At 63.6% G+C, this 14,071-nt stretch carries 12 protein-coding genes and 1 other RNA gene; all 13 read left to right on the top strand.

The window, feature by feature from the left end; translation table 11 throughout:
- Positions 1 to 31 precede the first annotated feature (31 nt).
- Positions 32 to 391, top strand: an RNA gene (gene rnpB / locus LOY34_RS22395) — RNase P RNA component class A.
- 309 nt (positions 392 to 700) lie between these two features.
- The gene (gene mraZ / locus LOY34_RS22390; protein ID WP_010220775.1) at positions 701 to 1,156 is read left to right on the top strand and encodes a division/cell wall cluster transcriptional repressor MraZ; all 456 of its coding nucleotides are present in this window, start codon (positions 701 to 703) and stop codon (positions 1,154 to 1,156) included.
- Complete coding sequence (gene rsmH, locus LOY34_RS22385; protein WP_371128635.1) at positions 1,153 to 2,100, top strand: 16S rRNA (cytosine(1402)-N(4))-methyltransferase RsmH; 948 nt, start codon at positions 1,153 to 1,155, stop codon at positions 2,098 to 2,100. The genes mraZ and rsmH overlap by 4 nt, the downstream gene beginning before the upstream one ends.
- Positions 2,097 to 2,390, top strand: coding sequence for a cell division protein FtsL (gene ftsL, locus LOY34_RS22380; protein ID WP_045197313.1), 294 nt, complete (start codon positions 2,097 to 2,099; stop codon positions 2,388 to 2,390). The genes rsmH and ftsL overlap by 4 nt, the downstream gene beginning before the upstream one ends.
- The gene (locus LOY34_RS22375) at positions 2,390 to 4,123 is read left to right on the top strand and encodes a penicillin-binding protein 2 (RefSeq protein ID WP_176794319.1); all 1,734 of its coding nucleotides are present in this window, start codon (positions 2,390 to 2,392) and stop codon (positions 4,121 to 4,123) included. Before ftsL ends, LOY34_RS22375 begins: the two co-directional genes overlap by 1 nt.
- Entirely contained in the window at positions 4,123 to 5,586 is a 1,464-nt protein-coding gene (locus LOY34_RS22370) for a UDP-N-acetylmuramoyl-L-alanyl-D-glutamate--2,6-diaminopimelate ligase (RefSeq protein ID WP_195884964.1), read from the top strand. The genes LOY34_RS22375 and LOY34_RS22370 overlap by 1 nt, the downstream gene beginning before the upstream one ends.
- Complete coding sequence (gene murF, locus LOY34_RS22365) at positions 5,579 to 6,949, top strand: UDP-N-acetylmuramoyl-tripeptide--D-alanyl-D-alanine ligase (RefSeq protein WP_093379818.1); 1,371 nt, start codon at positions 5,579 to 5,581, stop codon at positions 6,947 to 6,949. Before LOY34_RS22370 ends, murF begins: the two co-directional genes overlap by 8 nt.
- On the top strand, positions 6,949 to 8,031 hold the full coding sequence (mraY, locus tag LOY34_RS22360; protein WP_036996790.1) for a phospho-N-acetylmuramoyl-pentapeptide-transferase: 1,083 nt from the start codon (positions 6,949 to 6,951) through the stop codon (positions 8,029 to 8,031). Before murF ends, mraY begins: the two co-directional genes overlap by 1 nt.
- Before the next feature lie 6 nt (positions 8,032 to 8,037).
- The gene (murD, locus tag LOY34_RS22355) at positions 8,038 to 9,384 is read left to right on the top strand and encodes a UDP-N-acetylmuramoyl-L-alanine--D-glutamate ligase (protein ID WP_045197331.1); all 1,347 of its coding nucleotides are present in this window, start codon (positions 8,038 to 8,040) and stop codon (positions 9,382 to 9,384) included.
- Positions 9,381 to 10,595 (top strand): putative lipid II flippase FtsW, encoded by a 1,215-nt coding sequence (gene ftsW / locus LOY34_RS22350; RefSeq protein ID WP_045197333.1) that lies wholly within the window; start codon positions 9,381 to 9,383, stop codon positions 10,593 to 10,595. The genes murD and ftsW overlap by 4 nt, the downstream gene beginning before the upstream one ends.
- Entirely contained in the window at positions 10,585 to 11,664 is a 1,080-nt protein-coding gene (gene murG, locus LOY34_RS22345; RefSeq protein WP_093379822.1) for an undecaprenyldiphospho-muramoylpentapeptide beta-N-acetylglucosaminyltransferase, read from the top strand. The genes ftsW and murG overlap by 11 nt, the downstream gene beginning before the upstream one ends.
- A complete protein-coding gene (gene murC / locus LOY34_RS22340; RefSeq protein ID WP_045197336.1) occupies positions 11,657 to 13,111 on the top strand; it encodes a UDP-N-acetylmuramate--L-alanine ligase in 1,455 nt (484 codons plus the stop codon). Before murG ends, murC begins: the two co-directional genes overlap by 8 nt.
- Positions 13,108 to 14,067 (top strand): D-alanine--D-alanine ligase, encoded by a 960-nt coding sequence (locus tag LOY34_RS22335; protein ID WP_195884962.1) that lies wholly within the window; start codon positions 13,108 to 13,110, stop codon positions 14,065 to 14,067. Before murC ends, LOY34_RS22335 begins: the two co-directional genes overlap by 4 nt.
- Positions 14,068 to 14,071 lie beyond the last annotated feature (4 nt).

Below are 14,071 nucleotides of genomic sequence, written 5' to 3'. Positions count from 1 at the left end.
TGGCGCCCGCTACCGTTAACCTTTGCGGCGGAGAGTCGATTGGACAGTCGCTGCCTTCTATTGTTCCGCAATAGAGGGGGGAGGAAAGTCCGGGCTCCATAGGGCAGAGTGCCAGGTAATGCCTGGGGGGCGCGAGCCTACGGAAAGTGCCACAGAAAATAACCGCCTAAGCACTTCGGTGCCGGTAAGGGTGAAAAGGTGCGGTAAGAGCGCACCGCATGACTGGCAACAGTTCATGGCTAGGTAAACCCCACTCGGAGCAAGACCAAATAGGGTTCCATATGGCGCGGCCCGCGTTGGAACCGGGTAGGTTGCTAAAGGCGTCCAGTGATGGCCGTCGTAGAGGAATGACTGTCCTCGACAGAACCCGGCTTACAGATCGACTCTCCACCTCTTCCCCTCCTGCTTGAATCGATAGCAGATGCGTGCTGGTAATACCGAAAAAATCTTACTCTTAATAAATTACTTTAACTTCGCTCTCTATCCGTCTGAGTGGGTTTGAGTTTTTTCGTCAAAATCCCTTCCGAATTGTCCTTCTATCTTCTCTGTGCGCGCTAAATCTCCGATCTGTAAGGGATTTCCTTATAAGCGTGCCTTGACGGTGTGGTAGGCGGATTCCTATAGTGTGCGCAAGTGGCAGAAAGTGGCATGAAGTGGGTTTTCTGACACAAAAACGCTAACATTGTGGGGAATCGCAGCCGTGTTCCGCGGAGCCAACGCCATCAACCTCGACGCAAAGGGCCGTCTCGCAATGCCGAGCCGGTACCGTGACGAGCTCGATTCGCGTAGTTCCGGGCAGTTGATCGTGACCATCGATGCGGTTGATCCCTGTTTATGTGTGTACCCGCTCGATGAGTGGGAGCTGATTGAAGCCAAGTTGCGCGCCTTGCCGTCATTGCGTGAAGAGAACCGCCGCCTGCAGCGTTTGCTGATCGGCAATGCGGTGGATCTTGAGCTTGATGGCAGTGGGCGTTTCCTGGTGCCGCCGCGTTTGCGCGAGTACGCCAAGCTCGACAAGAAGGCAATGCTGGTGGGGCAACTGAACAAATTTCAGCTGTGGGACGAGGATGCCTGGAACGCGGTTTCGGCAGCCGACCTCGCAGCTATCCAACAACCGGGCGCCATGCCTGATGAACTGCGTGATTTGATCCTGTGACTATAGATAGCGGCTTTAACCACATCACCGTACTGCTTGACGAAGCCGTCGAGGCTCTCGCCGTACGCGCCGATGGCTGCTATCTGGATGGCACCTTCGGGCGCGGCGGGCATAGCCGGTTAGTCCTCAGCAAGCTCGGGCCGCAGGGCCGGCTGCTGGGTTTTGACAAGGACCCACAAGCGATTGCCACCGGGCAAGCGCTGGCGGCCGAAGACGGCCGCTTTGTCATTGTGCAGCGCAGTTTTGCCGAGCTGGGCGCCGAAGTTGCCGAGCGCGGCCTGGCCGGCAAGGTCAGCGGCATCCTGCTCGACCTGGGCGTCTCGTCGCCACAGCTGGACGACCCTGAGCGCGGCTTCAGCTTCCTCAACGACGGCCCGCTGGACATGCGCATGGACCCGACTCGCGGCGTCAGCGCTGCCGAGTTCATCGCCACTGCGCCGGAAGAAGAAATCGCCCGGGTGTTCAAGGAATACGGCGAAGAGCGCTTTGCCAAGCGCATGGCCCGTGCCGTGGTGCTGCGCCGTGAAGAAACTCCGTTTACCCGCACCGCTGACCTTGCCGAAGTGCTCAAGGTTGCCAACCCGGCCTGGGAAAAGGGCAAGAACCCGGCAACCCGTGCCTTCCAGGGCCTGCGCATTCACGTCAACAACGAACTCGGTGACCTTGAGGCCGGCCTTGAGGCTGCGCTCGAAGCGCTGGAAGTCGGCGGGCGCCTGGTGGTGATCAGCTTCCACTCGCTGGAAGACCGCATCGTCAAACTGTTCATGCGCAAGCTGGTCAAGGGTGAGGCCGACAACCTGCCGCGCAACCTGCCGGTCCAGCACAAGCACTTCGAGCCGAAGATCAAGGTCCACGGCAAGGCCCAGTTCGCTTCCGAAGCCGAGCTCAAGGCCAACCCACGTTCGCGTAGCGCGGTCATGCGCGTCGCCGAGAAACTGCGGTGAGCCGTTTGTTCGCCAAGCCTTTGCCAGGCGGAAGCTTCCTGATGCTTCTGCTGTTCATTGGCGTGCTCGTTTCTTCGGTGGCGGTGTCCTACAGCGCGCACTGGAACCGTCAGTTGCTCAACACCCTGTACGGCGAACTCAGCGAGCGCGACAAGGCCCAGGCCGAGTGGGGCCGACTGATTCTCGAGCAGAGCACCTGGACGGCCCACAGCCGTATCGAGAACCTTGCCAGCGAACAGCTGAAAATGCGTATTCCGGCCGCTGACGAAGTACGGATGGTGGCGCCATGATGAAACTTGAAGGCGCACTCTACCCATGGCGGTTCCGCGTGGTCATCGCCCTGCTGGCACTGATGGTCGGCGCGATTGCCTGGCGCATCATCGACCTGCAGGTGGTCGACCGTGACTTCCTCAAGGGCCAGGGCGATGCCCGCAGCCTGCGGCATATTCCTATCCCTGCGCACCGCGGGCTGATCACCGACCGTAATGGCGAGCCGCTGGCCGTCAGTACCCCGGTGACCACCCTGTGGGCCAACCCGAAAGAAATGCAGGCTGCCAAGGACCGCTGGCCGGCCCTGGCTGCCGCGCTCAAGCAGAATCCGCAGCAACTGGCAGCGCGCCTGGAACAGCAGGCCAGCAAGGAGTTCATCTACCTGGTCCGCGGCCTGACCCCGGAGCAGGGCCAGGTGGTGCTCGATCTTAAAGTCCCCGGTGTCTATGGCATCGAGGAATTCCGTCGTTTCTACCCGGCCGGCGATGTCGCCGCGCACATGGTCGGCTTTACCGACCTCGACGACCATGGCCGCGAAGGCGTGGAGCTGGCCTACGATGAATGGCTGGCCGGCGTGCCCGGCAAGCGACAGGTGATCAAGGACCGGCGCGGCCGGCTGATCAAGGACATCCAGGTAACCAAAAACGCCAAGGCCGGAAAGACCTTGGCGTTGTCGATCGACCTGCGCCTGCAATACCTGGCCACCCGCGAGTTGCGCAACGCCATTGCCGAACAGGAAGCCAAGGCCGGCAGCCTGGTGATCCTCGACGTCAAGACCGGCGAAGTGCTGGCCATGGTCAACCAGCCGACCTACAACCCCAACAACCGTCGCAGCATGTTCCCGGCGGCCATGCGTAACCGGGCGATCATCGACGTGTTCGAGCCAGGTTCGACGGTCAAGCCGCTGTCCATGAGCGCGGCCCTGCAGAGCGGGCGCTGGAAGCCGACCGACAAGGTCGAGGTCTACCCGGGCACCCTGCAACTGGGCCGCTACACCATTCGCGACGTATCGCGCAGCGAAGGGCCGATCCTTGACCTGACCGGCATCCTGATCAACTCCAGTAACGTCGGCATGAGCAAGATTGCCTTCGATATCGGTGGCGAATCGATCTACCGGGTCATGTCCCAGCTGGGGCTTGGCCAGTACACCGGCCTGGGCTTCCCGGGCGAACGTGTCGGCAACCTGCCCAACCACCGCGAGTGGCGCAAGGCTGAGACCGCGACCCTGTCCTACGGCTACGGCCTGTCGGTGACCGCGCTGCAACTGGTGCATGCCTACGCCGCGCTGGCCAACGACGGCAAGATGGTGCCGCTGAGCATCCTCAAGGTCGACAAGGCGCCGGAGTCTACCCAGGTCGTGCCCAAGGAAGTCGCCGAGACCATCCAGGGCATGGTCCAGCAGGTTATCGAGGCGCCGCGCGGGGTGTTCCGCGCCCAGGTGCCGTTCTACCACGTGGGTGGCAAGTCGGGCACCGCGCGTAAAGCCACTATCGGTTCCAAGGGTTACACCGAGAATTCGTACCGTTCGCTGTTCGCCGGCTTCGGGCCGATGAGCGACCCGCGCTATGCCGTGGTCGTGGTCATCGATGAGCCGAGCAAGGGCGGCTACTTCGGTGGCCTGGTATCGGCGCCGGTGTTCAGCAAAGTCATGTCCGGCACCCTGCGCCTGATGAACATTCCGCCGGACAACCTGCCGCCGGCAACACCTACGCAGCAAGTCAACGCTGCACCGGTCAAGGGAGGACGCGGTTGATGACAATGCCATTGAGCAAGCTTTTTACCCAGGCCAGCCGCGATCCGTCGATCCGCGAACTGACCCTGGACAGCCGCAACGTGCGCCCGGGCGACCTGTTCCTGGCGGTGCCGGGTACGCGCATGGATGGCCGTGAACACATTGCCGACGCGCTCAAGCGCGGTGCCGCGGCGGTCGCCTATGAAGCCGAAGGCGCCACCGTGCTGCCGATCGCCGAGGTGCCGTTGATCCCGGTCAAGGGCCTGGCCGCGCAACTGTCGGACATCGCCGGGCGTTTCTACGGCGAGCCGAGCCGCCTGCTCGACCTGGTCGGCGTCACCGGCACCAACGGCAAGACCAGCGTCACCCAGCTGGTAGCCCAGGCGCTGGACCAGCTCGGCCAGCACTGTGGCCTGATCGGCACCCTCGGGACCGGTTTCTATGGCGCCCTGCAAAGCGGTCGCCTGACCACGCCGGACCCGATCGCCGTGCAGGCAACCCTGAGTGACCTGAAAAAGGCCGGGGCCAAGGCCGTGGCCATGGAAGTCTCTTCCCATGCCCTGGACCAGGGCCGGGTCGCGGCTCTGGCATTCGATATTGCGGTGATGACCAACCTGTCCCGTGATCACCTCGACTACCACGGCAGCATGCAGGCTTACGAAGACGCCAAGGCGCGCCTGTTCGCCTGGCCGAACCTGCGTTGCCGGGTGGTCAACCTCGATGACGATTTTGGCCGGCGCCTGGCAGCCGGGCAGGGCGAGTCGCGCCTGATCAGCTACAGCCTCAAGGATCCGGCCGCGTCGCTGTACTGCCGCGAAGCGCATTTCGATGATGATGGCGTGCGCGCCGTGATCGTCACCGCCCAGGGTGAGCACGCGCTGCGCAGCCGCCTGCTCGGGCGCTTCAATCTGAGCAACATGCTCGCGGCGGTCGGCACCTTGCTGGCGCTGGATTACCCGCTGGACGAAATTCTCAAGGTCACCCCGGCGCTGGAAGGCCCGGTCGGGCGCATGCAGCGCCTGGGCGGCGGCAGCAAGCCGCTGGTGGTGGTCGATTACGCGCATACCCCCGATGCCCTGGAGCAGGTGCTGCAAGCGTTGCGCCCGCACGCCAAGGGCCAGCTGCTGTGCCTGTTCGGTTGCGGCGGCGATCGTGATCGCGGCAAGCGGCCGCTGATGGCCGAAGTTGCCGAGCGCCTGGCTGACCGCGTGCTGGTTACCGACGACAACCCGCGCACTGAAGACCCGCAGCAGATCTTCGCCGACATCCGCCCGGGTTTTGCCCAGGCCGATGCGGTCGAATTCGTTGCCGGCCGCGGTGCCGCCATCGCTCAGCTGATTGCCAGCGCCGGCGTTGACGATGTCATCGTCCTGGCCGGCAAGGGGCATGAGGACTATCAGGAAATCAACGGCGAGCGCCACGACTTCTCCGACCTGGTTGAAGCTGAGAAGGCCCTGGCCGTGTGGGAGGCTGCCCATGCTTAAGCCATTGTCCCTCAGCCAACTGACGGCGCCGCTCAACGGCCGCCTGCACGGTCAGGATGCAACCTTCAATGGCGTCAGCATCGACAGCCGTGCCATCACCGCCGGGCAGCTTTTCGTTGCCCTGGCCGGGCCGCGTTTTGACGGCCACGATTACTTGAATGACGTTGCTGGCAAAGGCGCGGTCGCCGCCCTGGTGCAGCGCGAAGTGCCGGGCAGCAGCCTGGCGCAGTTGGTGGTTGCCGATACCCGCCTGGCCCTGGGCCAGCTCGGCGCGTTGAACCGCGCCGCTTTCGACAAGCCGGTCGCCGCCATTACCGGCTCCAGCGGCAAGACCACGGTCAAGGAGATGCTTGCCAGCATCCTGCGCACCCGTGGCCCGGTGCTGGCCACCCGTGGCAACCTCAACAACGATTTTGGCGCACCGCTGACCCTGCTCGAACTGGCTCCGGAACACACCGCGGCGGTGATCGAGCTGGGCGCCTCGCGCATCGGCGAAATTGCTTACACCGTCGGCCTGACCAAGCCACAGGTCGCGTTGATCAACAATGCCGGAACTGCTCATGTCGGCGAGTTCGGCGGGCCAGAGAAGATTGTCGAAGCCAAGGGCGAGATCCTCGAAGGTCTGGGTCAGGATGGCGTGGCCGTATTGAACCTTGATGACAAGGCCTTCGCCATCTGGAAAAAGCGCGCCGGCAATCGCCCACTGCTGACCTTCGCCCTGAACAACGCCGACGCCGATTTCCACGCTGCCAACATCGCCCACGACCCGCGCGGTTGCCCGTCGTTCGACCTGCACAGCCCGCTGGGCGTGGCGCGGGTCCAGCTCAACCTGCTGGGCACCCACAACGTGGCCAACGCACTGGCGGCCGCCGCTGCCGCGCATGCCTTTGGTCTGACCCTGGACGGTATCGTCCAGGGCCTCAATGCCGTGCAACCGGTCAAGGGCCGCACTGTGGTGCAGATGACGGCCAACGGAGTGCGGGTGATTGATGACACTTACAACGCAAACCCCACCTCGATGTGCGCTGCCGTTGATATACTCGCCGGCTTTTCCGGCCGCACCGTCCTGGTGCTCGGGGATATCGGCGAATTGGGCCAGTGGGCTGAGGAAGGGCATCGGCAGGTAGGCGAGTACGCCAAAGACAAGGTTTCGGCACTCTATGCGGTGGGCACCAACATGGCCCACGCGGTAGCTGCGTTCGGCACCAATGCCCGACATTTCGCTAATCAAGCTGACCTGATCGACGCCGTTCGCGCCGCCGAACAGGCCACCAACACCACTATTTTGATCAAGGGTTCGCGCAGCGCTGCGATGGAGAACGTCGTGGCGGCTTTGTGCGGTTCCAGCGGGGAGAAACATTAATGCTGCTGCTGCTGGCTGAGTATCTGCAACAGTTCTACAAAGGCTTCGCGGTCTTTCAGTACCTGTCCCTGCGCGGGATTCTGGGTGTACTGACCGCGTTGTCGCTGGCCCTGTGGCTGGGCCCATGGATGATTCGTACCCTGCAGATTCGCCAGATCGGTCAAGCCGTTCGTAACGACGGCCCGCAATCGCACCTGTCCAAATCCGGCACCCCGACCATGGGTGGCGCACTGATCCTGTCGGCCATCGGCATCAGCACCCTGCTGTGGGCCGACCTGACCAACCGTTATGTCTGGGTGGTGCTGATCGTCACCCTGCTGTTCGGCGCTATCGGCTGGGTCGATGACTACCGCAAGGTGATCGAGAAGAACTCGCGCGGCCTGCCGAGTCGCTGGAAGTATTTCTGGCAGTCGGTGTTCGGCCTGGGCGCGGCGATCTTCCTTTACATGACCGCGCCGACCAGCGTCGAAACCACCCTGATCGTGCCGATGCTCAAGGATGTCACCATCCCGTTGGGCATTGGTTTCGTGGTGCTGACCTACTTCGTCATCGTTGGCTCGAGCAACGCGGTCAACCTCACCGACGGCCTCGATGGCCTGGCGATCATGCCGACAGTGATGGTCGGCGGCGCCCTGGGCATCTTCTGCTACCTGTCGGGTAACGTGAAATTCGCTGAATACCTGCTGATCCCTTATGTACCGGGCGCAGGCGAACTGATCGTGTTCTGTGGCGCGCTGATCGGTGCCGGCCTGGGCTTTTTGTGGTTCAACACCTATCCGGCCCAGGTGTTCATGGGCGACGTCGGTGCCCTGGCACTGGGCGCCGCACTGGGCACGATCGCGGTGATCGTGCGCCAGGAAATCGTCCTGTTCATCATGGGTGGTGTGTTCGTCATGGAGACCCTGTCGGTGGTGATCCAGGTGGCCTCCTTCAAGTTGACCGGCAAGCGCGTATTTCGCATGGCGCCGATCCACCACCACTTTGAACTCAAGGGTTGGCCCGAGCCTCGGGTGATCGTCCGCTTCTGGATTATCACCGTGATTCTGGTGCTGATCGGCCTTGCCACCCTGAAACTGAGGTAGAAACGCGTGTCCTTGATCGCTTCTGACCACTTCCGCATCGTTGTCGGCCTCGGCAAGAGCGGCATGTCCCTGGTTCGCTTCCTGGCGAACCGGGGCATTGCCTTTGCGGTTGCCGACACCCGTGACAACCCGCCGGAACTGGACACCCTGCGCCGTGATTTCCCGCAGGTGGAAGTGCGCTGTGGCGAGCTGGACGTCGAGTTTCTCTGCCGTGCCGACGAACTGTACGTCAGCCCCGGCCTGGCCCTGGCCACCCCGGCACTGCAGCAGGCCGCTGCCCGCGGCGTGAAGCTGTCGGGCGACATCGAACTGTTCGCCCGCAACGCCAAGGCGCCGATCATTGCCATCAGCGGCTCCAACGCGAAAAGCACCGTCACCACCCTGGTTGGCGAAATGGCCGCTGCGGCAGGCAAGCGTGTGGCGGTTGGCGGCAACCTCGGTACCCCGGCGCTGGATTTGCTCAGCGACGACGTCGAGCTGTACGTGATGGAGCTTTCGAGCTTTCAGCTGGAAACCACCGACCAGCTCAACGCCGAAGTGGCCACCGTACTCAACGTCAGCGAAGACCACATGGACCGCTACAGCGGCCTGCCGGCCTATCACCTGGCCAAGCACCGGATCTTCCGTGGTGCGCGCCAGGTGGTGGTCAACCGCCAGGATGCCCTGAGCCGGCCGCTGTTGTCTGAAGGCCAACCGGTATGGACCTTTGGTCTGAATGCCCCCGACTTCAAGGCCTTCGGTCTGCGCGAAGAGAGCGGCGAGAAGTACCTGGCGTTCGAATTCCAGAATCTGATGCCGGTGCGCGAGCTGAAGATTCGCGGCGCCCACAACCAGTCCAACGCCCTGGCGGCCCTGGCCCTGGGCCATGCGGTCGGTTTGCCGATGGACGCCATGCTCTCCAGCCTGCGCACCTTCGCAGGCCTTGCCCACCGTTGCCAGTGGATCCGCGAGCGTAACGGCGTGAACTGGTATGACGACTCCAAGGCGACCAACGTCGGTGCCGCCCTGGCGGCGATCGAAGGCCTGGGCGCCGATATCGACGGCAAGCTGGTGCTGGTCGCCGGCGGCGATGGCAAAGGTGCCGACTTCAGCGCCCTGCGCGCACCGGTTGCAGCCAACTGCCGCGCCGTTGTGCTGCTTGGCCGCGATGCCGAGCGCCTGGCGCAAGCCCTGGGCGACGACGTGCCGCAGATCCGGGTGAACACCCTCGATGAAGCCGTGCAGCAATGCGCCGAACTGGCCCAGCCTGGCGATGCCGTGCTGTTGTCGCCGGCCTGCGCGAGCCTGGACATGTTCAAAAACTTCGAAGAGCGTGGGCGCCTGTTCGCCCAGGCCGCAGGAGGGCTGGCATGATCTTCGGCATCATCAAGCCTTATCCATCGCCGCTGATCAGCGGTCGCGGCATCGACCTCGATTTCGCCATGCTCGCCGGTTGCCTGGCGCTGCTCGGCCTCGGCCTGGTGATGATCACCTCGGCGTCCTCGGAAGTCGCCGCGGCGCAGTCGGGCAACCCGCTGTATCACATGTTTCGCCACCTGGTGTACGTGGCCATCGGCGTCTTTGCCTGCATCGTCACCATGATGGTGCCGATCGCCACCTGGCAGAAGATGGGCTTCACCATGCTGGTCGGCGCCTTCGGCCTGCTGGTGCTGGTATTGGTGCCGGGCATCGGCCGCGAAGTGAACGGTTCGATGCGCTGGATCGGCTTCAGCTTCTTCAACGTCCAGCCCTCGGAAATCGCCAAGGTCTTCGTGGTCATTTACCTGGCCGGTTACCTGGTGCGTCGCCAGCAGGAAGTGCGCGAAAGCTGGATGGGCTTCTTCAAACCGTTCATCGTGCTGCTGCCAATGGCCGGCCTGCTGCTGATGGAGCCGGACTTCGGTGCCACGGTGGTCATGATGGGCGCGGCGGCAGCGATGCTGTTCCTTGGTGGCGTCGGTCTGTTCCGTTTCAGCTTGATGGTGGTGCTGGCGGTGGCGGCGGTGTTCATCCTGGTCCAGGCCCAGCCCTACCGGATGGCACGTTTGATCACTTTTACCGACCCCTGGTCGGATCAGTTCGGCTCCGGCTACCAGCTGACCCAGGCGCTGATCGCCTTCGGTCGTGGCGAGTGGCTGGGTGTCGGCCTGGGCAACAGCGTGCAGAAGCAGTTCTACCTGCCCGAAGCGCACACCGACTTCGTCTTCTCGGTGCTTGCCGAAGAACTGGGCGTGGTCGGCTCGCTGGTCACCGTGGCGCTGTTTGTGTTTGTCACTGTGCGCGCGCTGTACATCGGCCTGTGGGCTGAAAAAGCCAAGCAGTTCTTTGCCGCCTACATGGCTTTCGGCCTGGCCTTCCTGTGGATTGGTCAGTTCCTGATCAACATCGGCGTGAACGTCGGCCTGCTGCCGACCAAGGGCCTGACCCTGCCGTTCCTCAGTTACGGCGGTAGCTCGCTGGTGATCTGCTGCGCCTGCGTCGGCTTGCTGCTGCGGATCGAGTGGGAGAGCCGCACGCACCTGGGCAGTGAAGAACACGAATTCGATGAAAGCGATTTTGCCGAGGAGCCGAATCATGGCCGCTAACGGCAAGAACGTATTGATCATGGCCGGCGGCACCGGGGGCCACGTGTTCCCGGCGCTGGCCTGCGCCCGTGAGTTCCAGGCGCGCGGCTTCAGCGTGCACTGGCTGGGCACCCCTCGTGGTATCGAGAATGAACTGGTGCCCCAGGCAGGCCTGCAATTGCACCTGATCCAGGTCACCGGCCTGCGCGGCAAGAGCAAGCTGTCGTTGCTCAAGGCGCCGTTCACCCTGGTCAAGGCGGTGCTGCAGGCGCGGCGGATCATTCGTCAGCTCAAGCCGGTGTGCGTGGTCGGCTTCGGTGGCTACGTGACCGGCCCCGGTGGCGTAGCCGCCAAGCTCTGCGGCGTGCCGGTGGTGATTCACGAGCAGAACGCCCGCGCCGGTACCGCCAATCGGCTGCTGGTGCCCTTGGCTGGCCGAGTCTGCGAAGCTTTCCCCGACACCTTCGCGGCGTCGGACAAACTGCGCACCACCGGAAACCCGGTGCGCAGCGAACTGTTCATGGAAACCCTGCGCGAGCCCCTGGGCGCGCGCAGGCCTCGCTTGCTGGTACTCGGCGGAAGCCTGGGTGCCGAACCGCTGAACAAGCTGCTGCCCCAGGCCCTGGCCCAGGTGCCTCAGGAGATTCGTCCCGAGGTGTTCCACCAGGCTGGCAAGCAGCACGACCAGATTACCGCCGAGCGTTATCGCCAGGCGGGTGTCGAGGCTCAGGTAGAGCCGTTCATCAAGGACATGGCCCATGCCTATGGCTGGGCTGATCTGGTGGTCTGCCGCGCGGGTGCGCTGACTGTCAGCGAGCTGGCTGCGGCCGGCTTGCCCTCGATGCTGGTGCCCTTGCCCCATGCCATCGACGACCACCAGACCCACAACGCCCATTATCTGGCCCGTGAAGGCGCTGCCTTCCTGATGCCACAAGCGACAACTGGCGCAGCGCAACTCGCTGAACGCCTGAACGAGGTGCTGATGCAACCGGAAAAACTCACCACCATGGCCGCCACTGCCCGGCGCCTGGCCAAGCCCGCTGCCACCCGCACCGTGGTCGATATCTGTCTGGAGGTGGCCCATGGTTGAGAATCAAAAAGCCATGCCACAACCGGAAATGCGCCGTATCCGTCGCATCCACTTCGTCGGTATCGGCGGCGTGGGCATGTGCGGTATTGCCGAAGTGCTGCTGAACCTGGGTTACCAGGTGTCGGGCTCCGACCTCAAGACCTCGCCGGTCACCGAGCGTCTGGAATCCTTCGGTGCGCAGATCTTCATCGGTCACCGTGCCGAGAACGCCGCCAGCGCCGATGTGCTGGTGGTCTCGAGCGCCATCAACACCGCCAACCCGGAAGTCGCCACCGCCCTTGAGCGGCGCATTCCGGTGGTGCCGCGGGCCGAGATGCTCGCCGAGCTGATGCGCTACCGCCACGGCATCGCCGTTGCCGGTACCCATGGCAAGACCACCACCACCAGCCTGCTGGCCTCGGTGTTCGCCGCCGGTGGCCTGGACCCGACCTTCGTCATCGGTGGCCGCCTCAATGCAGCCGGCACCAATGCCCAGCTCGGCACCAGCCGCTACCTGATCGCCGAAGCCGATGAAAGCGACGCCAGCTTCCTGCACCTGCAGCCGCTGGTGGCGGTGGTCACCAACATCGACGCCGACCATATGGCGACCTACGAAGGCGACTTCAACAAACTGAAGAAAACCTTCGTCGAGTTCCTCCACAACCTGCCGTTCTACGGGCTGGCGGTGATGTGCCTGGACGATCCGGTGGTGCGCGAGATCCTCCCGCAGGTCAAGCGGCCGGCGGTCACCTATGGCTTCAGCGAAGAAGCCGACGTGCGCGCGATCAATGTCCGCCAGTCGGGCATGCAGACCCACTTCACCGTGCTGCGCCGCGATCGCGAGCCGCTGGACGTGTCGGTCAACATGCCGGGCAATCACAACGTGCTCAACGCCCTGGCGACCATCGCCATTGCCACCGACGAGGGCATCAGCGATGAAGCCATTGTCCAGGGCCTTTCGGGGTTCCAGGGGGTAGGGCGGCGCTTCCAGGTCTACGGCGAACTGCCGGTAGAGGGCGGCAGCGTGATGCTGGTCGACGACTACGGCCACCACCCGACCGAAGTCGCGGCGGTGATCAAGGCCGTGCGCGGTGGCTGGCCTGAGCGGCGCCTGGTGATGGTTTACCAGCCGCACCGTTACAGTCGCACCCGCGACCTCTACGACGATTTCGTCCAGGTCCTGGCCGACGCCAACGTACTGCTGCTGATGGAAGTCTACCCGGCCGGCGAAGAGCCGATCCCCGGTGCCGACAGCCGTCAGCTGTGCCACAGCATCCGCCAGCGCGGCCAGCTCGACCCGATCTACATCGAGCGCGGCATCGAGCTGGCGCCGCTGGTCAAGCCGCTGCTGCGCGCTGGCGACATCCTGCTGTGCCAAGGTGCCGGTGACATCGGTGGCCTGGCCCCGCAATTACTCAAGAGTCCGTTGTTCGCTGGTGCTGTTGCCAGTCAGGGGAAGTCGAAATGACTGATAACGCATACGCCACTTTGCACTCGACCATCGACCCGAAAGCCTTCGGCCGCGTTGCCGTGCTGTACGGCGGCAAGAGCGCCGAGCGCGAGGTTTCGCTGAAGTCCGGCGCCGCAGTCATCCAGGCGCTGACCAGCGCCGGTGTCGATGTGGTCGCCATTGACGTCGGTGACGATCTGCTGCAGCGCCTGCTGAGCGAGAAGATCGACCGCGCCTTCATCATCCTCCACGGCCGTGGCGGTGAAGACGGCAGCATGCAGGGCTTGCTGGAGTGCCTGGGCATCCCTTATACCGGCAGCGGCATCCTCGCTTCGGCACTGGCCATGGACAAGCTGCGGACCAAGCAGGTCTGGCACAGCCTGGGGATTCCGACCCCTCGTCACGCCGTGCTGAGCAGCGAAGCCGACTGTATTTCTGCAGGTGCGGAACTGGGCTTCCCTTTGATCGTCAAACCGGCCCATGAAGGTTCCAGTATCGGTATGGCGAAAGTGCAGGGTGTCGACGAATTGATCGCCGCCTGGAAGGACGCCGCTACCTACGATTCGCAAGTGTTGGTCGAACAATGGATTCATGGTCCGGAGTTCACCGTCGCGACCCTGCGTGGCCAGGTGTTGCCGCCGATTGCCCTGGGCACGCCGCACACCTTCTATGACTACGACGCCAAGTACATTGCCAACGATACCCAGTACCGCATCCCGTGCGGCCTGGACGCGGCCAAGGAACAAGAGCTGATCGACCTGACTGCCCGTGCCTGCGACGCCATCGGCATCGCCGGCTGGGGCCGCCTGGACGTGATGCAGGACGAGCAGGGGCGTTTCTGGCTGCTCGAGGTCAACACCGCACCAGGCATGACTGATCACAGCCTGGTCCCGATGGCGGCACGCGCGGCCGGCCTGGACTTCCAGCAGTTGGTGCTGGCGATCCTGGCGGCAAGCGTCCCGGCGCGAGGTTAAGCCC

The organism is Pseudomonas sp. B21-009 (assembly GCF_024749345.1).
Lineage (GTDB): Bacteria > Pseudomonadota > Gammaproteobacteria > Pseudomonadales > Pseudomonadaceae > Aquipseudomonas.
The sequence above is the reverse complement of the archived record's forward strand: the minus strand, read 5'-3'. Positions and strand labels throughout refer to the sequence as shown.

Excerpts from the sequence above, each read along its gene's own strand:
- murC (WP_045197336.1), top strand. The coding sequence starts at position 11,657 with ATGGTTGAGAATCAAAAAGCCATGCCACAACCGGAAATGCGCCGTATC.
- mraY (WP_036996790.1), top strand. The coding sequence starts at position 6,949 with ATGCTGCTGCTGCTGGCTGAGTATCTGCAACAGTTCTACAAAGGCTTC.
- LOY34_RS22335 (WP_195884962.1), top strand. The coding sequence starts at position 13,108 with ATGACTGATAACGCATACGCCACTTTGCACTCGACCATCGACCCGAAA.
- murG (WP_093379822.1), top strand. The coding sequence starts at position 10,585 with ATGGCCGCTAACGGCAAGAACGTATTGATCATGGCCGGCGGCACCGGG.
- ftsW (WP_045197333.1), top strand. The coding sequence starts at position 9,381 with ATGATCTTCGGCATCATCAAGCCTTATCCATCGCCGCTGATCAGCGGT.
- LOY34_RS22370 (WP_195884964.1), top strand. The coding sequence starts at position 4,123 with ATGACAATGCCATTGAGCAAGCTTTTTACCCAGGCCAGCCGCGATCCG.
- LOY34_RS22375 (WP_176794319.1), top strand. The coding sequence starts at position 2,390 with ATGAAACTTGAAGGCGCACTCTACCCATGGCGGTTCCGCGTGGTCATC.
- murF (WP_093379818.1), top strand. The coding sequence starts at position 5,579 with ATGCTTAAGCCATTGTCCCTCAGCCAACTGACGGCGCCGCTCAACGGC.